Annotated in this window: 22 protein-coding genes; 9 read left to right on the plus strand and 13 right to left on the minus strand. The window is 47.6% G+C overall.

Annotation, left to right across the window (positions count from 1 at the left end; all coding sequences use genetic code 11):
* Positions 1–11: 11 nt before the first annotated feature.
* Positions 12–1,358, minus strand: a complete 1,347-nt coding sequence (locus tag ACQG11_RS24240; RefSeq protein ID WP_076611902.1) for an ISNCY-like element ISLad2 family transposase — start codon at positions 1,356–1,358, stop codon at positions 12–14.
* Between the two features lie 268 nt (positions 1,359–1,626).
* On the minus strand, positions 1,627–1,884 hold the full coding sequence (locus ACQG11_RS24245; protein WP_103216141.1) for a hypothetical protein: 258 nt from the start codon (positions 1,882–1,884) through the stop codon (positions 1,627–1,629).
* A gap of 314 nt (positions 1,885–2,198) precedes the next feature.
* On the opposite strand from ACQG11_RS24245, the gene ACQG11_RS24250 reads away from it, so the two are divergent.
* Both ACQG11_RS24250 and ACQG11_RS24255 read left to right on the plus strand, forming a co-directional pair.
* Entirely contained in the window at positions 2,199–3,839 is a 1,641-nt protein-coding gene (locus ACQG11_RS24250) for a hypothetical protein (protein WP_032610443.1), read from the plus strand.
* Between the two features lie 8 nt (positions 3,840–3,847).
* Positions 3,848–4,309, plus strand: a complete 462-nt coding sequence (locus ACQG11_RS24255; protein ID WP_015062966.1) for a hypothetical protein — start codon at positions 3,848–3,850, stop codon at positions 4,307–4,309.
* 220 nt (positions 4,310–4,529) lie between these two features.
* Here the strand turns inward: ACQG11_RS24255 and ACQG11_RS24260 are convergent, their stop codons facing one another.
* Entirely contained in the window at positions 4,530–5,060 is a 531-nt protein-coding gene (locus ACQG11_RS24260; RefSeq protein ID WP_032610444.1) for a hypothetical protein, read from the minus strand.
* Between the two features lie 261 nt (positions 5,061–5,321).
* Between ACQG11_RS24260 and ACQG11_RS24265 the strand changes: the two genes are divergently transcribed.
* Positions 5,322–5,921 carry a hypothetical protein gene (locus ACQG11_RS24265; RefSeq protein ID WP_015062969.1) on the plus strand — a complete coding sequence of 200 codons (600 nt, stop codon included), beginning with the start codon at positions 5,322–5,324 and terminating at the stop codon, positions 5,919–5,921.
* Between the two features lie 206 nt (positions 5,922–6,127).
* Here the strand turns inward: ACQG11_RS24265 and ACQG11_RS24270 are convergent, their stop codons facing one another.
* Together ACQG11_RS24270 and ACQG11_RS24275 are read right to left on the minus strand one after the other, a co-directional pair.
* Entirely contained in the window at positions 6,128–6,349 is a 222-nt protein-coding gene (locus ACQG11_RS24270) for a hypothetical protein (protein ID WP_032610446.1), read from the minus strand.
* 581 nt (positions 6,350–6,930) lie between these two features.
* Positions 6,931–8,138 (minus strand): IS3 family transposase gene (locus tag ACQG11_RS24275; protein WP_087776199.1). Its coding sequence is split into 2 segments (ribosomal slippage): positions 6,931–7,817 and positions 7,817–8,138, totalling 1,209 coding nucleotides; the frame shifts between segments, so codons are not numbered across the junction.
* Between the two features lie 418 nt (positions 8,139–8,556).
* Between ACQG11_RS24275 and ACQG11_RS24280 the strand changes: the two genes are divergently transcribed.
* Positions 8,557–9,237: an HAD family hydrolase gene (locus ACQG11_RS24280; RefSeq protein ID WP_032610522.1), complete on the plus strand. Its 681-nt coding sequence runs from the start codon at positions 8,557–8,559 to the stop codon at positions 9,235–9,237.
* Positions 9,238–9,384: 147 nt separating this feature from the next.
* Here the strand turns inward: ACQG11_RS24280 and ACQG11_RS24285 are convergent, their stop codons facing one another.
* The 8 genes from ACQG11_RS24285 to ACQG11_RS24320 all read right to left on the minus strand — a co-directional run bounded on the left by ACQG11_RS24285 (position 9,385) and on the right by ACQG11_RS24320 (position 15,902).
* Positions 9,385–10,626, minus strand: coding sequence for a vWA domain-containing protein (locus tag ACQG11_RS24285; protein WP_032610451.1), 1,242 nt, complete (start codon positions 10,624–10,626; stop codon positions 9,385–9,387).
* 15 nt (positions 10,627–10,641) lie between these two features.
* Entirely contained in the window at positions 10,642–11,292 is a 651-nt protein-coding gene (locus tag ACQG11_RS24290; RefSeq protein WP_032610453.1) for a hypothetical protein, read from the minus strand.
* Positions 11,293–11,350: 58 nt separating this feature from the next.
* The gene (locus tag ACQG11_RS24295; protein WP_015062975.1) at positions 11,351–11,926 is read right to left on the minus strand and encodes a TerD family protein; all 576 of its coding nucleotides are present in this window, start codon (positions 11,924–11,926) and stop codon (positions 11,351–11,353) included.
* A gap of 69 nt (positions 11,927–11,995) precedes the next feature.
* Complete coding sequence (gene terD, locus ACQG11_RS24300) at positions 11,996–12,574, minus strand: tellurium resistance membrane protein TerD (protein ID WP_015062976.1); 579 nt, start codon at positions 12,572–12,574, stop codon at positions 11,996–11,998.
* Between the two features lie 48 nt (positions 12,575–12,622).
* On the minus strand, positions 12,623–13,663 hold the full coding sequence (gene terC, locus ACQG11_RS24305) for a tellurium resistance membrane protein TerC (RefSeq protein WP_000255079.1): 1,041 nt from the start codon (positions 13,661–13,663) through the stop codon (positions 12,623–12,625).
* A 22-nt stretch (positions 13,664–13,685) separates the two neighbouring features.
* Positions 13,686–14,141 carry a tellurite resistance TerB family protein gene (locus ACQG11_RS24310; RefSeq protein WP_000007448.1) on the minus strand — a complete coding sequence of 152 codons (456 nt, stop codon included), beginning with the start codon at positions 14,139–14,141 and terminating at the stop codon, positions 13,686–13,688.
* Between the two features lie 22 nt (positions 14,142–14,163).
* The gene (locus tag ACQG11_RS24315; RefSeq protein ID WP_015062978.1) at positions 14,164–15,321 is read right to left on the minus strand and encodes a TerD family protein; all 1,158 of its coding nucleotides are present in this window, start codon (positions 15,319–15,321) and stop codon (positions 14,164–14,166) included.
* Positions 15,321–15,902 (minus strand): TerD family protein, encoded by a 582-nt coding sequence (locus tag ACQG11_RS24320; RefSeq protein WP_015062979.1) that lies wholly within the window; start codon positions 15,900–15,902, stop codon positions 15,321–15,323. The genes ACQG11_RS24315 and ACQG11_RS24320 overlap by 1 nt, the downstream gene beginning before the upstream one ends.
* Positions 15,903–16,224: 322 nt before the next feature.
* Between ACQG11_RS24320 and ACQG11_RS24325 the strand changes: the two genes are divergently transcribed.
* From ACQG11_RS24325 to ACQG11_RS24345, 5 genes are read left to right on the plus strand one after another with little or no spacing between them, the layout of a single operon-like run.
* Positions 16,225–17,283: an ATP-grasp domain-containing protein gene (locus tag ACQG11_RS24325; protein WP_015062980.1), complete on the plus strand. Its 1,059-nt coding sequence runs from the start codon at positions 16,225–16,227 to the stop codon at positions 17,281–17,283.
* 9 nt (positions 17,284–17,292) lie between these two features.
* Positions 17,293–18,435 (plus strand): phosphoribosyltransferase domain-containing protein, encoded by a 1,143-nt coding sequence (locus ACQG11_RS24330; RefSeq protein ID WP_032610455.1) that lies wholly within the window; start codon positions 17,293–17,295, stop codon positions 18,433–18,435.
* Entirely contained in the window at positions 18,428–19,201 is a 774-nt protein-coding gene (locus ACQG11_RS24335) for a hypothetical protein (RefSeq protein ID WP_032610456.1), read from the plus strand. The genes ACQG11_RS24330 and ACQG11_RS24335 overlap by 8 nt, the downstream gene beginning before the upstream one ends.
* 1 nt (position 19,202) lies before the next feature.
* Positions 19,203–20,282: a cysteine protease StiP family protein gene (locus ACQG11_RS24340; protein ID WP_032610457.1), complete on the plus strand. Its 1,080-nt coding sequence runs from the start codon at positions 19,203–19,205 to the stop codon at positions 20,280–20,282.
* Entirely contained in the window at positions 20,282–21,238 is a 957-nt protein-coding gene (locus tag ACQG11_RS24345; RefSeq protein WP_032610458.1) for an HpcH/HpaI aldolase/citrate lyase family protein, read from the plus strand. The genes ACQG11_RS24340 and ACQG11_RS24345 overlap by 1 nt, the downstream gene beginning before the upstream one ends.
* The last annotated feature ends 7 nt before the right edge of the window (positions 21,239–21,245 follow it).

Below are 21,245 nucleotides of genomic sequence, written 5' to 3' on the forward strand. Positions count from 1 at the left end.
GATGGTCGATTCTATCGCTTTGAACTTGCCACAAACAAGCTCGGGTCTGCCAGAACGGGATTGATAGCCCGGAGCTGTTCCTGGATGCGCACCTGAGCCTTACGGCTGGGCGATTTTTTGCTTCGTTCCCGTTTGCCTTCGCTTTCCCGCTCATCCTGTTTTACCTGAGCCAGTCGGAGTACAGTCCCGAGACGTTTGTTATCAACAATCTGCCCCTGGTCGACACAGGCCAGCTTATCAAATGCCTGGCACTTAAGGCTCCGGTGCCCATAGAGGAAGGCGAGGGTGCCATCGGGATAATCCAGTACTTTAATTTTTTCACCGGCAAGACGGCTATTTTCTTCTGTGGTGTCCATGAGATAAAGGATCTTATCGTACTGGAAGGTCAGTGATTTCGACACGGTACGAACATCATGCCAGGCAAAGATGTCTCTTAATTCATCGGGGCTTTCCTGCACCGGACGATGCAAATCTTTGGGGAACTTAGCCGGTCGTGAAAACCGGCTGTTAAAGTCAGCGATGAAAGTGGCAAGCCAGGCATTTGCGGCCTCAATGCCGGTTATACCTTCCAGACGCATTTCTTTGATCAGCCGATCCTGAAGTGTCTGATTCGCACGTTCCACGCGGCCTTTAGCTTCAGAGCTGTTGGCACAAATAAGCTCGATTGCCAGGTCATAAAGCACACGTCCGAACTGGGTAACGGTGGTATTGCGTTTCTCCGGACCACTGACGCGAAATATTGCGTGTTTGTCACTGTACAGCGATACCGGCTTCCCATGCTGCTCGATGTATTCCCGGGTTGCCAGCATGTAGTCAAAGGCTGTTTCTGACTCGCTGAACCGCAAATGCATCAGACGCCCGGTGGCATCATCGATAAAGACCAGCAGGCAGCATTTTGGCGCACGGCCTTCAAACCAGTCATGGTGGGAGCCGTCGATCTGGATAAGTTCACCCAGACAATCACGCCGATGTCGGGGTTGATAAACCCGTGACTTACGGCGAGCATGCGGGACCCAGAGTCCGTCAGACGTCATCCAGTTGCGGACGGTCTCGATTGAAAGCCGGATATTATGGCGCTCTCTGAGTTTTTCTGCGGCCAGTGTGGGCCCAAAGTCACTGTAGTTTTCACGTATCAGCGTGAGTACTCGTAGTTTGAGAGATTCGGTCAACCGGCGGTTGCTGGGCTGGCCGCGTTTGCGGCTGACAAGTCCTTCAGCACCAGAAACTCGGTAACGATTGATAAGTCGTTGCGCCTGACGTTCTGAAATGCCAAGCTGTGATGCTGCATCACGACGGCGTAGACGCTTTTCACAAACTGCCTGTATCACCGGTAGGCGGTGGATCTCTTTATCTGACATGGTCACCAACATGCGTTGAGCCCCTTAGAATTGCATTCAGTTTAGCTTACTCTAAGGTGACGTTTCTATCTGGATAAAAAGTGACATTACTAAATGGTTCTAACAACTTAAGTGCGCATAATCAGGATTATGTTAACCCAAAAACGTTTAATTGTAATGGATAGTCGAATTGGGTATACTTTCGGGAAGTACTTCAATTCATAATATACCCATGACTGAACTCGTTGAAAGTAAGCTGTGCCGAAAATGCAAGACTCTGAAGAGCTTGTTAGACTTCGGAATTGACCGTAAAAGTAAGGATGGCCATAAGACTCGCTGCCGCCAGTGCGTAGCTGGCGAAAACCGGTTGTATAAATTGAATAACCGCAATGTAGTCAATGCAGCCAAGAACCGGTATCGTCAACGCCATACCGCCGAAATGGCCGACTATATGCGTTTGTATCGTGCCAGGGTCCGTGGAAGCCAGCTGGCTGACCGCCACCGTCAGCACCTGGAGTTTCACAAAGAAGTGAATATTCAGCTTCAATTTAGGCTCGGAGCCATCATGGCCTCTCAGTTACTTCAGAATGACAAAACTATAGAGATTGAAAAGTTACTTTTAAAGTACCTTAAATCGCCTGAATCTGCTTCCGGAAGAAAGGCTCTTAATGAAGCTAGGGGAATCGCTTTCAGAGCGAAAATATCATATGAGGCGTTCAATACTCTTTTGAATACATTGAACAGATCACGAATTTAGATGCCCCGTTAGTATAAATCGTGTTTCTAAAGGCTTTCGTATGTTTAAAAAAGGAAAAAGCTTAATAGCTTTTAGTGATTAAAATTACTATGCAGGCGAAATAAATGAGCAGATTTTATGATTTCAATGCGTTAGAACTAATGGAAATGGCCCCCATATCTATCTTCAGTCGTAACAAAAATACTGAGATTTTCCTGGATGATCAATTATTAGAGCAGGAACGTCGCCATTGCCTGTCGGTTCATATTTTTTGCAGAAAGCTCGAAAGATTTGAAGAAGAATTTAACAGCAATAAAAGTTCCAGAAATCGCTTGGTTAAGTTCCTTGAATCACAAGAATGCGATTTTATCTATGATATAGCTAAAGAGTGGTCATCTTACAATTTCCAAAAAGTTCCTCAAAGCACAACTTATACGTACTTGAAAACACTTGTCGAACACATCAACGAACTCAAAAGTAAGTTTGGCATTATGAGTTATGCCACTTATCACAACAATTACATTCATAACTTAATTACGACAATCAATGAAAACCTCGTAAATATTAATTATGATTTATCCCTTATTACATCAACAAAGCGAAATTGGAATCTTTATCGAACTGAATTCGGACTAATTCTAGCGAACGGGATTAGGAAAGTATTACTTATTGATAAATTAGAACATTTGAAAAACAAAGATCTTAAGCCGGGACTTATTTTCTTCATTACAACGCCAGTGTCACAAGATGTCTTGCAGGATTTATTTTCACGTCACCAGCCTTACATTATGATTTATAGGAATGAAAAAGGCATTATAAAAACAGTTGAACCACTTCATCTGCTTACCGATGCTCTTTATGAAATCATTTCACTGGCTTCAAACATTAAAAATAAAGACTCAATGTTCTTTGAACCTAAAAATAAGTTAACCTCTATTATTGAAGAATTGTTTGAGCTCCAGAACCTTTTTGAAGAATACATGCGCCAGAGTTTTATGCAGGTCAGATTAAGTGAAAGAAACACACAATATATATATAATAAAATCAGATCACTTAAACATCAAGCCAATCATCTTGAGTTTGGAAATACAGAAAAAATACGGACGCTCGCTTTTAAACTAGGTGTATTAGCTGATTCATTTAATAATTACGATGTTAAAAGCAAGACAATCGACCTTCTGCCTAATACTATTTTCACTGGCATTCAGAACATTACCAGCAACAGTAATTTGTATCGTGTGAAAAACGACATTCTGTTTTATGAAAATAACCTTACAGCATCATTATTAACCTGGTTGAAAGCAAGCCTTGAACTTAAAAAGTTTATGGTGGTCCAGGAAGATCAGATCGCAAACGGGCGAAGTGATATTTCTATTTTCTCTTCAGGTGTGAGAGTTTGCATTATCGAATCCAAGTTAATACAAGAACATTCCACCGAAGTGCCAATAAAATCTGTAATAACAAAAGGAATATTTCAACTTTATACAAAGTATTCAGACTCTGTTGCTCAGTCATTTATCGTTCCGCCTGACCTATATCTGGTGTTATTCTGCTTTGACCATAAATTTGTGAATATTCGTAAACACACTGAATCAGCGCTTGAAGACTACCAAAAAGAAAACAGAAATATTAAACTTGAAATGATGCACAGCACCCATCATCAAACCATACGCTTTAGCTTGCGAGAGTCTGGCGGAATATTTGCGGATAAAGTCGTTTATATTAACTTAACTATAGCAAATCTCAGGACAAAGGATAAAAATTGAGAGACACAATGGTAACAGTGAATAACACACCTATACATCTCTCTGACCTTAATGATGCCTTTTTAGCGGTAGACAGTGCAAAGCTGGAATGCGATGGGCATACTTTAATGCTCAGCCATGCCTTGATGGAGGCTAAGATCCCACATCTTCGCTTCCTTGGGAAAGTTACCGTTAAGGGATGTGATTTTGTGCTCTCCCCCCACTTATGGTTGCAAATCGACGGCTTCACGGTGGACTACCGCCTCCGGATGTGGATTAACCTTTTCTGTGGCCCAGATAAAGCCTCAGGGGCGCCCCATGGCATTTTCAGCAGCCTTCATTACCCGAAGCATCATTATGAACCACTGAGGCCAGCACCGTGTAATCTACTAGCCCCAAATCTGCTCGATTTAATTACCGATGGATTCGCCTCAAAAATCTGCATCCCGGAATCTACGTTGGCATGGTATTCGACAGGACAAATGAAATAATGTTATCCGGTAAATAGTAGATAACTCCGGTCGTTAGGAAAATTGGCTTTGATAGGGTTACTTCAGTTCTTTTAGCCACGACTTTCTTTCAAAGGATGAATGTGAAAATATTCCCGTTTGAGGTTCAAAACTCTATAGCCGTTTTGAACCATCTCAGATTGTAATTTTACCATCGAGCTCTTACTGGCGAAGGTTCCAATGGTGAATGCGGTAAATCTGCTTAACGGAACCATTCCGGATGTCGCATACGATCAGCTTTAATAACTTGCGTGTTCAATTCAATGACTTCCGTCGGTGTTAAAATTAAGGCATCTGGATTCGAAATTAATGGTCGTAGAACCACCTCCCCTTTTTTATCATCTTTAGAACCGTAGATATTAATTAGAAAATGCATGCGTTGATTTAATTCTGATTGACTTACCCATTGCCTAAAAGTCATCGTTTGCTTTACATAATTAATAATAAGAGGGGCCAATTCAGTTTCTTCCGTTTGTGACAAAGCCTTTTTATTTGACATTTTCTTAAGGATTTTACCTAGCTTTGCCACACACATATGAATGCTTAACGATGTGGAAATTTTAGTGGTGTTAAAATCCTCCTGTGAAATGGAAATCAATCCAACATACTGTTTATAACAATCGTAGACATAAATAAAGTGTGATGTAAATGGGGTTGAATGATTAAAAACCCCCAAATTCCAGCCATATTGCTCTACTGTTAAAGAACTAAAATCTTTGTCGTTAATGCTCATTTATACTCCTAAGCGTCATAATTTGATTGAACTAGATTGTACGAAAGCTGAGTTCTAACCTTTGTTTTTATTTCCAAACAAATATACCACATCCTATATCCATCTCTAATAACCTCAACAACACAATTTCTGAGTTTAATTATTTTCATGAAATCAATAATTATGGTTTGTTACCTAGTAGTTAAAGATGGTTGGACGACTTCATGAAATTTTAGAAGCCTTCTGTCCGAACTGAAAACCCTTGCGACTCAGAATAGATTCATGTTAAAACTCGATAATGTACTTTCACAAATTTTCGTATTTTCCTTATTCGAAAGGTTTTTATTGATCTGTGTGAATCAAGTGCTTTGTTCAAGGTACTTGTTACCTGATACTAAAATTATTTTAAACGGGATTCTAGCCTTACCATTGTTCTGTTTACCGGAGACATTATTCGTGACTGACAAGACATCTATTTTAGTTCTTACGCCAATCCTGGAGCTTGCAGAAGAAGCCCATAAGTCCTTAAAAGAGAACCTTAAGGAAATTGGAACAAGTGACACAACCGGAACATGCATGTTCGCATGTATATTGGTTTGTAAATTTGCACGACTCAGAGGCATGGTCGCAAGTATACGCGGCGGGAATGGTACAGATAATGGAGGTCTTTTCAATGAGTATGGAGGACATGGCCACTACTGGTGTGAGCTGAGTGCTGGAGGAATGACTTTTTATATCGATATTGCTGCCGAGCAGTTTGGATACCCTTCTTTCATTGTCAAAAATGCCAATGACGTGTCGGACTTTCCGCGATATATCCCCGGCAACCAAGCTACAGTAGATGAACACGTGAGGCTTGCGTACACTGAAGGGATTCAATAGCCCTGCATTTTGTACCAGTTAATGTCAGTGCAATTCTTACTGTCCCATACAGTTTATGATGCCGCTGAACTTCCGCGCAAAGTTCCTCAAATGGATGAGCGGGATTGAAAATAAAGAGATTTAAAAGCGGGTAATTGAGTTATAAAGGAATGTTATTTATGCATTCTTGAACCAAATACACCGCTTCAGAATGGATCGCCGTAATCTTACATTGTAGGACTTTTCTTCCAGCTACCAATTTGTTCATGAATCTGTCTTTCAATTCTTTCCACGTGAGCATATAGCTCAGTGTAACCAGGCAGATTTTTGCCAATATCACCTTCCCACTGACGCGTTAGCAGGCTGACTTTATCTTTAAGCGTGGATAGCTGATTGAGTTGCTTTTTGGCAATCACAATCTCTTCCGAGTATAAATTTTTCTTAGCCATAACAGTACCATACTTCATAAAATTTAACTTAGGTAACGACGGCTATCTTTTAACACAATTCATCAGTATTGCAACATCTAAGTACATTTTAATCATATGCAAATTATGGATTGGCCAGTATCCAGCACTGTCCCCGTGATGTATTCATGTTAGCATATCTCCCGCTGCGCTTACTTACCTTTGGAAAGTTACTTTTTTCCGAAGCACCTGCTAATAAGATACCGTCATAGTGTTATGCATAAAGTTATATTTATTGTTCAGTATGATTTATTTATTTCCATACTGAACTTTTAGCTTAATGTTGCTCACTTAGCTTCGGGCTCTGATGACGTAACGCTTTACACCTTCAGGCGGTTCGGGCCAATCTGAATTTTCTCGGGACTGATAATTACGGTTTCTGTATTTGATAAATGCCTCAGCCTGCTCGATATTATCCAGCCTATACTGAAGGAATTTAAATGCGTCATGAGGCATATTCCCTGTAAGATCTTCAGCAGTATATGAATCACCCGTCACATCATACCAGTGACAAAGTACCACTTTCTGATCTTGACCCGCCATTTCCGGACAGCTTTTGTATCTTAAGTTAACGATGCCCGCTGCCGCCGGTATTCTCTCGGAGAGTGATATCCCAGCGCACTATGCGGGTGATTTTCATTGTAATGCGTGAACGCCGCTGCAAGGTTTCGCAGGGCTGTTCTCACATCCGGTTTCGGCATGAACGCGATATAGTCTTCCTTCATCGTCTTCACGAACCGTTCGGCCATGCCATTGCTCTGCGGGCTGCTCACCGCTGTTGTACATGGCTCCAGATTCAGCTCTTTGGCGAACCTCCGCGTTTCATGCGCGGTATATGCTGAACCGTTGTCCGTCAGCCACTGCACCGCTGTGTCGGGCAGCCTGTCGCCGAAGCGCTTTTCCACCGACCTCAGCATCACATCCTGCACGGTCGAACTGTCATAGCCTCCCGTGCTTGCTGCCCAGTCTATGGCCTCACGGTCGCAGCAGTCCAGCGCGAACGTTACCCGCAGTTTTTCGCCGTTGTCGCAGCCGAACTCGAAGCCATCTGAACACCAGCGCATATCGCTTTCTGCCACCGCTATCTTGCCCTTATGTTCACGCTTCGGTCGCTCTGGTTTGTGATGCAACAACAACAGGTTATGCTCGCTCATTATCCTGTAAAGCCGTTTGGCATTCACAGGTGGCTGTCCCTCTGTGCGACGTTGCTTGCGCAGGATGCCCCACACGCGTCGATAACCATAACTCGGCATATCGCTGATAATGTTGAGGATAGCCGACAGTATTTCTGCGTCTGCTTCTTCATTACGCCGGTTACAGCGCCTGTCCTGCCAGTCGGCAGAACGGTTAATCCGCAGTGACAGTTGCGCACGCGACACGCCCATGGTCCGGCTGACCATGGCTATTCCCCGTCCTTTGGCAACAAGGGCGCGTGCGCTATCCATTTTCGCGACTGACCGTACTCCACGGCTTCTTTCAGGATCTCAACTTCCATCGTCTTCTTGCCCAGAAGGCGCTGAAGCTCCCGGACCTGCTTCAGAGCAGCAGTAAGCTCAGAAGCAGGAACGACTTCCTCTCCAGCCGCAACGGCGGTGAGGCTGCCTTCCTGATATTGCTTCTTCCACTTAAACAGCAGGCTGGGCTGGATACCATGCAGGCGGGCGACATGGGAGACATTCATACCCGGCTCCATCGTCTGCTGGATAATGGCGATCTTCTCCTGAGGAGTTTTACGTTTACGGACTTCTTGCCCTAACAGGATCCCGGTCATCTCAAAATTGGTGTTAGTGTTAGACATATATTCAAGCCTATCTCTTATCTGGAGATACAGCTACTGTCTGGTGTTTCAGGGGGCTACATCAGTATCGATAGTCATAGGTAAATCCTGTTGTCAGTATCGTGAATGAAAATCCGCTGAACCATATCATACCCTTACATAAAATATGGCTTAGCGCCATTATATCTTTCCTAAATGCAGCGCCAGAGAGAACAGTTGCTAAACGCCAAATGAATCAGAACAACTGTTCCACGAACAGCCAGGTTGTGGGCCACAATTAGTTGACCACGGCATGGATAACAAGATGCAGTGTAAGACTGCGAGATCTTCATGGTCCAATCCAATTCTGACATGCTTTGAGTCACCCTCGTCAGATGATAAAATATGGAAAATTTATCTAATTCAAAAAGGGCTGCTTGTGGATAATTCATTTCGTGCAGAAATAAAGGTTCTTTCCGTTTTCGACTTTGATGGAACTCTTACCCGACATGACAGCTTTATCCCCTTTTTGCGCTTTGCCTTCGGTAACAGTGTCTTCACCCGCCGGTTGGTTAAACTCGCTCTTCCTACCCTGCGGTGTTTGAGTCGCAAACTAACTCGTGATGAACTCAAAGAAATTTTAATATCAACGTTTCTCACTGGTATCGAGGAAAAGTGGGTCAAGGAGAAAGCTGAAGCCTATTGCAACCTTTATTGGGGGCGTCTGATGAGAGCATCAGGCCTATTGGCCGTGGCAACGGAAGTTTCTAACAATGTTGAGGTGACACTCTGCTCAGCCTCACCGAGGCTTGTACTTGCTCCGTTTGCTGAACGACTGGGGATCAAGCTCATCGGTACAGAGCTGGAAAGCGTTAATGGTATCCTGACCGGGCGCATTACAGGGCACAATTGTCGTTGCATACAGAAAATTAACCGGCTGGAGTCTATTTACGGACCATTAGATCAGTATCATCTTCGAGCCTGGGGGGACACTCGGGGCGATTATGAATTGCTGGCAGCCGCCAAAGATGCCCACTGGCGGCACTTCCATCCTCGTTGGGACAGAAAAAAAGCTTTTATACACCGCTTAAAAAAGGAGTCGTTCAGGGTCTAAAATCGCACAACATGAACGTTTTAAATAATATACCGGGGCTAGCTTTCACAGTTGTCCATGACCAGTGTTTGGCCGTTGATACCTTTAAGACCCAGCTGGCTGGGTCTCTCGCCAGAGCCCTCTAATTAAGCTTTATCAGGAAGCAAGCTAAAGGATATTTAACCTTTTTGTTTCATCTATCCACGGTCTAAATTCTTCCAGTAAGTTATCGTATAATTTTTCATCGCTGATAGAGCCGAAGTCATCCATTGCAAAGAAATGGGTGTTATCAACGCGGCGGTCTGTAAAATCATCCAGGTTTTTCAGGATTCCGTAGCTAGATCCACCGAGGCCGACAAATTTCCAGAAGATCGGGAAGTTGGCTGAGCGCCGGATAGCATTCTTAATTGCTCCGGTCTTGCTTATCCCGCCATCGGTAATAAACACTATGTAAACCGGGATTTTTGAGTCTTTGAAGTAGTCGACAATTTCTTCCATTACCGGTGGTTCATTGTTAGTCCCACCAAGCCCCGGCAAATTTTCCCAGGCTGAACGCTTTCCGGATCCACGAATGGTCTGAATGTAATCGTCAAGGTTATCCAGAGTGACATTTGGATACTTCTTATGCTTCTCTCCAAAGCCCCAGACATCCATTTCGCCATCGTCATCGAACTGGGCGGCAAGGACGGCGATGCGATCCAGCACGGACTGAACGTTACCCTTACTGAACTGGCCACTCATTGAGCCGGACGCGTCAAGAACAAACGCAACTGCTGCCTCCAGGGTTTCCAGTTTATTTTTAGTGAGGCTGACTGAGGCCTTTTTAGCGAGACTTATAAGTCGCGGAGATTTTGTTTCGAGCTTCTTTTCCAGACTGATACGAGCAGGTTGTGCTGGCTGCGGAGCTGTCTGTGCAACATCAACACCATAACTCATCGCCAGGGGCTCAAGCCCACCGTTGAAACCGAGGCCAAGCGCCCGTAGCTTCCAACTGCCGTTATGGCGATACACCTCCGCCACGATAATAGCTTTCTCGCTGCGCCCTGCTGTTTCGGGATCAAACGATGCAATACCGGAGGCCTGCAAATTCAGATTCTGCAAGCCTGTAATAGTATCGCTTCCGTCTATCACGAGGGTTATGGCGATTTTCTGAACAGCCGAGGAAACGCGGTTAAGATCAATATGTACGCTTGATTGCTGCGTCCCTGCCGTCAGTTTTAAAGCCCCCTCCGGTGAACTCAGGTTATTGAAAAAGATGAAATCGTTATCACCGCTCACCTTACCTTGTGCGTTGAGCATGAAAACGCAGGTGTCGGGTTCGCCGTTAAAACCGGGACGTACCGGGTATCGCAAATTAAGAGTGACTGATGATGAAGATAGAAGGATATTTTGACCTGACTGTAATTGCATGACTCTGTTCCTTGTTTAGTAACCGTAGTCTCTGCCACCCTTTACCCGGGTTCTGGCCTGAAGTGCTGAAATACACTCATCGCGCTTTTGCTTGTTCGAAAAGTTGATGCGTCGGGATCCGAAATCACCATGGATATAGAAGTTGACACCTTTCTCGCGTGTGATATTCGATATTTTTCGAATCTCAATGCTGTCTTGCTCACCCATCCTGCTCAGAAACTTGAGACGAAGCCAGTCACCCAATCCCATATTGCCTAAATCTGCTGGAAGAATTATCGTTCTGTCATTGTCGTTAAAAATTATACCGAAATATTCTATGGCGATGCGTTCCGCCATTTTTTTCATTGGCCAGATCATTACAAGTGGATAGAGAACGAACATAACTCTTGCTATATAATGTGATATTTCTGGCGATACAAATTTGACGGGAAGCGCACTGAGTTGCAGAACGAGCACTGCTGAAACCACAATAACTGCGATAGAGGCACTTAACGTTTTAAAAATGACGCCAATATCATATACACGTTGAATGTTGGGGATAGCTGAATATTTTCTTTTTAGCTTTCGGTAGAAAAACATCCCGAATATCAGAAACGGCAGGAACACAAAAAAAGCCACAATAAAAAGTAGTATTACTGCTGAACCATCATCTTTTTTCTTTGCCATGTGCTAACACCTATAAAAAACCCCGGTGACAGCACCGGGGTTGAGTTTATTTTTATTATTAAATATTCACGCCGTGCTGGGTTGCCAGTGCAGATAACCCGCCAGCAAAGCCCTGGCCGACAGCTTTAAACTTCCATTCAGCGCCATGGCGGTACAGTTCGCCAAAGACCATTGCAGTTTCGGTTGAGGCGTCTTCAGACAGATCGAAACGAGCAATTTCCGCGCCGTTGTCGTTGTTGTACACGCGCATGAAGCTGTTGCTCACCATGCCGAAGTTTTGTTTACGCGCTTCTGCATCATAGATGGTAACGGCAAACACCAGTTTTTTGATGTCTGCTGAGACTTTGGTCAGATCGATTTTGACCTGCTCATCGTCGCCGTCGCCTTCACCGGTACGGTTGTCACCCTGGTGCTCTACCGCGCCATCAGGACTGGTTTTGTTATTGAAGAAAATGAAATGGGCATCTGACAGCACTTTACCGTCTTCGCCTACTGCAAATACGGAAGCGTCCAGGTCAAAACCCTGACCGTCGGTTACACGGGCATCCCAGCCCAGGCCAACCATAGCGACATTCATGGTTGGTGCTTCTTTGGTCAGAGATACGTTGCCGCCTTTTACGAGAGAAACTGCCATTTTAAGCTCCTGCAAACAGTTGAATTAGGGCTGAATAAACAGCCCCGGATAAGAAAAGTAACTTTTCGATCAGGACGCGTTAATACCGTACTGAGCACATACAGATGCCAGACCACCAGCATAACCCTGGCCTACTGCGCGGAATTTCCACTCACCATTGTGACGATACAGCTCGCCAAACAGCATGGCGGTTTCAGTGGACGCATCTTCGGTCAGATCGTAGCGAGCAACTTCAGTCTGGTTATCGTCATTTACCAGGCGAATAAACGCACCGGATACCTGACCAAAGCTCTGGCGACGAGCCTGAGCATCGTGGATAGTCACAACGAAAATGATCTTGTCAACTTCAGACGGGACGGCGTCCAGTTTAATTTTCAGCGATTCATCATCACCATCGCCCTCACCGGTGCGATTATCGCCGGTGTGCGTTACGGAACCGTCCGATGACGTCAGGTTGTTATAGAAGATGAAATCTGAATCGCCGCGCACTTTGCCATTTGCGGCCAGCAGGAAAGCTGAAGCATCCAGGTCAAAGTCCTGACCGTCTGTTGAACGCGCATCCCAGCCAAGGCCCACCAGGACGTTTTTCATTGACGGAGCTGCTTTACTCAGGGAGACGTTCCCGCCTTTGGAAAGAGAAACACTCATAAAATAACCTCTTCGATTAGTAATTGTTCAGGTTAACACTTCAGGGGATCAGCTCCCCTTTTCCTCAGATTCAGGTTTGCCCGGGAACATGACGCTTGCGAGAATGCCCAGCGCCAGAACACCCAGTACAACATACAGGCTGGTTGTGGCCGCGATGCTGTAACCATGATGCCAAATGTGATCGGTCGCATTCAGGCCCAGTTTTGCCGCGATGAAGAACAGCAGCACGATAACGGCCTTCTCCAGATGAACCAGGTACTGTTTCAGTGCTTCAAGGACAAAGTACAGAGTACGCAGGCCCAGGATAGCAAACATCATGGCACTATAGACGATAAGCGGTTCACGACTGACGGCAATGATTGCCGGTACCGAGTCAAACGCAAACATAACATCCGATAGTTCAACCACGGCCACACACAGGAACAGAGGGGTCGCATACAGCGCCGCCTTTTTACCACGGCCAATGGTGACATCGCTGTTTTCTGGTTTCGCCAGTTCGGCATCCACTTCCTTCTGGTTAAGCAGGAAAGCATGACCTCTGAGCTTCGGCCAGATAGGGAAGAAGCGTTTAACCATGCGGTAAGCCAGATGCTGGGAATAATCCTCAATTTCATCATCGTCATCACCGCTTTTAAGCATCATGACCGCCGTCCAGGCGACGATGATAGCGAAGACAACTTCAACATACGGCCCCAGACTCAGCAGGCTCGTACCGATGGCGACAAAGATGCCCCTGAAGACGATGGCACCAATGATCCCCCAGTAGAGAACACGGTGGCGGTAACGATCAGGAACGGCGAACCAGGAGAAGATGGCCATCATGACAAACAGGTTGTCGACCGACAGCACTTTCTCCAGCGCATAACCCGTTACAAACAGGCTGGCAACCTCAGCACCGTGGTGGATGTAGAGGAAACCGGCAAATGCCATCGCAACCACAACCCAGAATACGGACCAGAGCGCCGCACTCTTCAGGGAAATGGGCTTGTCATCACGGTGCATAAACAGGTCAATAAAGATGGCACCGACTGAAAGCGCAATGAAAACAATGACCGTTTCAGTCGGGAAGCCGATGTGTGTGGAAACCATATTTTACCCTTAGGGATGTGGATCAGAGGCCAAATTCAGCCGGGTCGAAGCCCAACGCGATAGCGATCTCGCGGGAGGCCAGTTTCTCGTCCTGATCGAAGTTACCGTCACTTTTCGCAACGGCAATACCAACACGTAAGGCCAGCTGAGCGGCCTCAGGCTGATCTTTCAGCGCCAGGATGTATTTCATGGTTTCGCCCTTGCCGATTTCAACATCGAAATCGAAGCTTGAAACCAGTTTATTGAAGAACTCGATCACCTCATTGGTATCGAAGACCTTCAGCTCTTCTGAAGACCGAAGAAAGCCCATCATTTTCTGCTTTTCTTCCGAACTCACGCCGTCACTCGATACGGCAATACGGGCACATACAGCAACGGTGCCGTGCATAAATTTTTTGTTTTTGAAACGACCAACCTGGCGGGTCAGTTCGTCCCGGCCAGAGTTTATGGCACCTTTTACCTTGTCGAAAAAGCTCATACCTGTTTCCTTTGTTGCTGTGTTATTTAGAACCGGCGCTCCAGCGAAATCCCCAGCCAAATGCCCGGTCCATTTCGTCCTGGCCTTTGAAGTACTGGTTGATACGCTCGACTTTAATCGCGCCGTTTTCATTTACGAGTCTGGCAATGGCGCACAATGTGCGACGGTTTTCACCTTCGGTGAGGCGGGTCTCAATGGGAGGCTGATCCGGCACATGAATGGTGACCACACCATCAGTCTTGTCCCAGCTGGGAATACCTTCATAAATAAAGGCGTAAATCAGCACTTCACGGATATGCTTCCATTCCCGGCCATTGATATGCAGCCACTCGCCGTCTGATACATCACCCGTCCGGTCATCGCCCTTGAGCTGAACATAAGGCTCATCGCGATAATTACCGAATGCATTACCCAGCGCCTGAATGACCGATTTATACCCGTCCTGAAGCTCAACAAATGCCCCAAGATCCAGGTCGATTCCTTTGGAGCCGAACATGCCTGCGAAACCCGATTTGCCGCTGCCCCGGTGCCAGTTCAGGTTGATCCGGATTTCACCGAAGTTATCCCGTTTGGTCAGGCTGATTGCTGGCTTCTCTTTTGTCAGAGATACCTTACTCAGGCTGATTTTTGTCTCAGCTGGCGGAGGGGTTGCAACCGGAGGGGTCGGGGCGGCGGGAGCAGGTTCGTCGGCAATATTTACGCCGAAATGCTCTGCCAGCGGTTTAAGACCACCGTTGAACCCCTGTGCAACGAAGCGGAATTTCCAGTCATTATTACGACGGTAAAACTCACCCAGAATTAAGGCTGCTTCCTGACGGCCGCTCAGTTCGACAATGCCGCTAACCAGGCCGGTAGCCCCCTGCTCCACGTCGATGGAAAGATTACGAAGACCGGACACCGTCTGCCCACCGTCACAGGTCACTGTGAACGCAATTTTCTGGACATCAGATTTCAGCCGGTTGAGCGCGACAGTAAAAGTTGAGTACTGGCCTTCACTGACCAGGCTGACGGTACCATCATCGTTGCGTGGCTGACCATAGAACACCATGTCCGCATCACCCTGCACCTTCCCGTCGGCATACAGGCGAAACGCCGAAGCATCCACCTGACCGCCCGAGGTGATCCGGACCCGCAACTCCTGGGCTGGAACGGGGGCATTGCCCCCCGGCGTCAGGTTCATTAGCGAATAACCGCTGAAACGATATCGGAGTGCATATCGTCAATTGTGCGGCCGCGACAGGCATGGCCAAGGGCGGTAAAGTCCCAGTTGCCGTTATTACGACGCAGCGAAGAAATAACGATCCCGGTATGTGAGCCCTGCTCAGTCAGCTTGTAGCGAGCCAGCTCTTTGCCGGTTTGATCGACCACGCGGCAGAATGCGTTTTCGACGTCATTGAACGACTGACCACGGAAGCTGTTAACCGTAAACGCCAGGTATTCAACGTTTGCAGGCAGACGGGAGAGGTTGACCTTAATCACTTCATCGTCGCCGTCACCCTCACCGGTCAGGTTATCGCCACTGTGCACAACAGCTTTGCAGGTGGATTCCAGTTTGCGGAACCAGATGGTGTCAATTGTTTTACCAGTGCTGTCCATTAATACGCAGCCAGCATCGAGATCGATTGAGTCGTTGCCACCTAACAGTCCGCCAAGAAAACCTTTTTTCTTAATCGGATCCCAACCGAGGCCGAATTGAAGCTGGCTTAATGCTGAAGATTCTTTGCTGAGTGATACCGTCTGGTTCTTACTTAATGAAACCATGTTTTATTCCTTAAAATGGTAATGACCGAGACAATCAAAGGGTTGTTTATTAACTGACGAAGAAAATCATATCATGATGAAGTTCTCTGACAAGGGAAATTTTGGTAGTTTTCTGTAAAAACACAAAATGAAATCCTTTTTAGGATGTCCTTATCTCTAGACTTGTATTAAATATCAATACTTTAACAGGGAACACAAAAACACTGGCACACTCCATAACCTCAGGAGTTATTAATCATATTATGATTGACATGTTGCGTAGACACTCATAGACTCACTTCTCAATCATAAATTTGCATGGCGTTCCGGATAATTAAAAAAAATGAACAAAAAAATTTGGTTTATGGAAGGTTTGTCCTCCCAGCGAGATATTATTCAGGGGGTAAAATCATTTGCACAAAAAAATAATTTTGCCATTACCGTTTTTGCCTCCCACCGTAACGAAAGAAATGAAATCCTTTCCGTTGCCGATTATTCTTTGACTGAACCTGAAGATCCTCAAAAACGTCTCCAGTTTATTCAGGAAACCATTCAGACCTACGGCATCCACCATATTCATACTGGCCGTAACAGCCAGTGGTTTGAAGAACACCGTTCAGCCATTGAATCGACCGGTGCCACCCTTACTACCGGTGCAACGGGCGTCGACTGGTTAACTCTGGCTGACGAAAAAGTTACTTTTGCTCAGTTTATGGAGCAAAAGGGTCTCCCGGTCGTACCATCCTGGCGGGTGAATACGCTGGCAGAATTAAAGACACACCTCGCGGCCCCGCCGTTCACTGACAGCCCGGTATGCGTGAAGCCGGTGACGGGTATCTATGGCATGGGATTCTGGCGCTTTGATGACAGTGCTTCGCCTATGGCCGTCTTTAATCATCCCGAACATCGTCTGGTCAGTCCGCAACAGTATATTGCAGCAGCATCAGCTGCTGAGTCGTTTAAACCCCTTGTTTTGATGCCGTACCTGCCAGGCCCGGAATTTTCCGTCGATATCCTCGCGGATAAGGGCGAAATACTCGCAGCCGTGGGACGCCGTAAGGAAGGGGCTATCCAGTATCTGGTAAACGAAGGAAGCGCCTGGGAACTGGCGTGTGACTGCGCCCGTGTTATGAAGGCCGACGGGCTGGTGAATGTTCAGACGCGAAACGATGTGAATGGCAACCCGGTGCTGCTTGAAACCAACATGCGTCCGTCAGGGGGGGTGGGTTATACCCTTCACAGCGGGGTGAACCTTCCTGGGTTATTTGCTGCCTTTAAGCTCGGTCTGATGTCTGAAGATATGGTGCGCCAGAGCGCTAAAAACACCTTTTCTCCGGTTGCGGTGAGATCCATTACGGATGTAATTGCATACCCGGAATCACTCTCTAACCTTCTGAATTAAGGCGTATTTATGTCTGACATCCTCGAAGATATGATTTATCGCCGTACCCTCTCATGCGGTACGATTCAGGTAACCCGCGACCAGGGTGAAGTTTCGCTCGATGACCTGTTTGATATCGCTGAAAGACGTAACCCGAAACGCGCCTTTCTGTTTGTCAGCAAAGTACTCGGCAGACACATTCCCGTGCCACCCTCAGTCATGCGGCAGGCCTATAGACAGCTTGCCAGCCAGTTCCCCGCAACGCTGACAGGGCCCGTACTCTTTATCGGTATGGCTGAAACCGCCGTTGGGCTTGGGGCCGGTGTGTTTGATGAAGTGCGCCACCAGCATCGTGAATCTGTATATCTGACCTCTACCCGTCACCCGGTTGATGGCACGTTGCTTTGCGAGTTCAAGGAAGAACACAGCCACGCCACTGATCATCTGATCTATCTGCCAGATGATGAAGAGAAAAGACGTCGTGTTACCAACGCGCGAACGCTGGTTTTGATTGATGACGAGGCAACCACCGGTAATACCTTTATTAACCTGCTTTCTGCCCTGCGTAATACCGGCAAGCTTCAACATATTGAACAGGTTATCGCCGTTACGCTTACCGACTGGAGTGGCAAAGCCTTGTCCGAGCGCAGCACCTTACCCGTCACTTCTGTTTCTCTTGTAAGCGGTCAGTGGGGATGGACCACATTACCAGATGCACCGGTCCCGGACATGCCGAAAGTCAACGTAACTTCACGCGGAGAATGGGACATCCAGGGGAAACAGTCATGGGGTCGACTGGGGATGCTCGCACCTGCGGCCGATCTCGGCCATGAGGTTTCCGTCCGCAAAGGGGAGCGTGTTCTGGTTCTCGGGACAGGGGAATTCGTCTGGGAGCCGTTCCTGCTTGCAGAACGGCTCGAAGCTGCCGGGGCAAAGGCATTTTACGGTTCGACCACCCGCTCCCCTATCGCCGTTGGTTATGCCATTGAGTCCGCCATTTCCTTTACGGATAACTACGGGCTGGGCATCCCCAATTTTGTCTATAACGTCGCCCACCAGCAGTTTGACCGCATTCTTGTGTGTACTGAGACACCCGCAGAAAGTATTGACGCGCAGCTTCTTAAGGCGCTGGCTGAGGTTGCGCCCGTCGTGGAGATTGTTACCTATGAATAAACCCGTTGTTCTGAGCGACCTTGACGACACGCTCTTTCAGACCCGTCGTAAAATGGTAGACGAGCTGGCCCTGGAGCCATTTCGTACCGGTGCCGTTGATCGCACCCTGAATCCACGAAGTTTTATGACAGAAGAACAGTCCATGCTGGTGGACTGGCTCCTTGAGCAGGCTGAACTCATTCCTGTTACCGCTCGGGGAACTGAAGAAATCAGCCGCGTCAGGATCCCTTTCCGCTCCTGGGCAATCACCACGCATGGGGCCGTCATTCTAACGCCAGAGGGAACGCCCGACGAGGAATGGAAGGCCCTTATGCTCGACCAGTTAGCGCCCTACCAGGAAAGGTTAGAGTCTATGCAACGTCTGATCACTGAAATGATGGACGCAAAGGGGATCAAGGCCTGGGCAAGGCTTAACTATGAATATGATGAAACTCCGGTTTATATGGTGATGAAACACCGGGACAGCACACGCCTCGATGAGCTCACTGCTATTGCTGATGAAATTGAAAAGGTGTTCTCAACGGAAGGTTTCTACATCCATCGAAACAGTAATAACGTAGCCTGGCTCCCCACGCCGGTTGAGAAGGGGCGAGCTGTCAGTTGGCTGCTCGAAAAGCTTCGCGCTGAGCGCGGGGTTTTCCCCGTAATAGGTCTGGGTGACAGCCTGAGCGATCACCGTTTTATGAAACTGTGCAGCTGGTTTGGCATTCCGCGACAGAGTCAGTTTGCAGAGGCCATTTCACAGCGAATTTTTGGAGAAGAATAAAATGCAGCCACATGAAACATTCGCTGGCTCATACCAGCCCGGTGACGTGGAGTTTCTGCTAAAGCCGGTAGTCATTGAGATGACGCCGGTTGAGCAAAAAGAAGAGCTGATTCAGTCCGGAAAGAAACATTATTCGGACATGCTCAGCCAGGAGCCAGCACCCACACAATGGCATCTTGATTTGTTTCACCGGGCGCTGGATCGGGGGGCAGACCGGCTTGCAAAAGAAGTCACGCAGCTCGCTATTGCTCTGGTCGAACGCTTCGGTGATGAGCCCATCGTTCTGGCCAGTCTTGTCAGGGCAGGTGTGCCCCTCGGCGTTATGCTGCACCAGACCCTGCGTGATATGGGGAAAACCTCATGGCATTACGGCATCAGTATCATCCGGGATCGCGGAATTGACAGTACAGCACTTGACGTCATTGAAGAGCGACACGGTACCAGCGGTATTGTGTTTGTTGACGGATGGACAGGTAAAGGTGCAATTACCGGAGAGCTTGTACGCGCACTGAAAGATCGCCCGGGCTATCCTGAGCAGCCGCGACTGGTTGTCCTGGCGGATCCCTGTGGCTGCTCCTGGCTTGCTGCCAGTGATGATGACTGGCTCATTCCTTTTGGCATCATGGGTGCGCCGGTATCAGGCCTGATCTCCCGGTCAGTATGGTCCTCTGAAGGATTACATGGGTGCATGGTTTGCGAGCATCTCAGTGAATTCGAATGCAGCCGGATGCTTGTCGATACCGTCGCTCATTTCCGTAAGAAGTTAACACCGACATCCCTCGCTCCCCTGAGCTGGAATACGGAGTCAGCCCGGATCTTATGGCAGACAAGTCGCGACGTTATCGCGTTCCTGGCCGATGAATTTAAAGTGGACAGCGTCAATCGTATTAAACCCGGTATTGCTGAAGCAACCCGGGCTGTATTGCGTCGGGTACCGGACCATATATTTGTGCGTTCTATTGACGACCCGGACGTTGCCTTGCTTGTAGGGCTTGCTCGTGAAAAGGGAATAGTTGTTACAGAAATGGGGGGAACCCTCGGCCAGTATCGGGCTGTAACCATTATCAAGAAGGTACTCTGATGAAAAATCGTCTTTCTCCCTGGAATCTGGGAGCCACGCTATACATGCCTGCAACACGGGAAGATATTGCTGATGCCGTCCTGCATGGGAAAATCCCGGGTTTGCGCTCTCTGGTAATTTGCCTTGAGGATGCTGTCAGTGAAGCAGACATCCCCATCGCCCTCATAAATCTGGAGCACCTGCTGCACGAGCTCAGTAACAGCATGCGTAGCCTGGGTAAAAATGACTGGCCTCTGGTGTTCATTCGCCCCCGGCATGCCGACATGGGCAGATGGTTAAAAGCGCATTATGATCTTTCCGCTGTCGACGGGTTTGTGTTGCCGAAATTTACCCTCAGTTCGTTAGCTGAATGGTGGGATATCATGGGCGGGACTCACCTGTGCATGATGCCAACGCTGGAAACAGAAGACGTCTTTGACGTGGCTCAGATGCGGGAGCTGGCCACCCGTCTGGTGGAACATCCCTGCCACGACCGCATTATTGCGCTTCGAATCGGCGGCAACGATCTTATGAACGTTGTGTCGCTTCGCCGTCCCCGGGACCTGACGCTGTATGACAGCCCGATGGGCTACGTCATCAAAATGCTCGTTTCGGTCTTCGGCCCGCGTGATTTTGCCCTGACCGCGCCCGTATGTGAGCATATTGACGATCATGCCGTAATGGCCAGAGAGCTGGCTCTTGATATGGCACATGGGCTTGTTGGGAAAACGGCCATTCACCCGGGTCAGATAGAGGTCATTCAAAACGCGCTGATGGTCACTCAGGGTGAGCATTCTGACGCTCTGCGGATCCTGAACTCTACCCAGGCCGTGTTTAAGTCGCAGGGAGCAATGTGTGAACCCGCCACACATCGCCGCTGGGCGGCTGGCATTCTGGACAGAGCTCGTTTTTATGGGTTACAGAACGAGCAAAGCGCTGATGGAATCAGATTACTTACCGTGACCCAGCATCATTAAGGAAATC

The organism is Enterobacter cloacae complex sp. 372C4 (genome assembly GCF_050030615.1).
Lineage (GTDB): Bacteria > Pseudomonadota > Gammaproteobacteria > Enterobacterales > Enterobacteriaceae > Enterobacter > Enterobacter intestinihominis.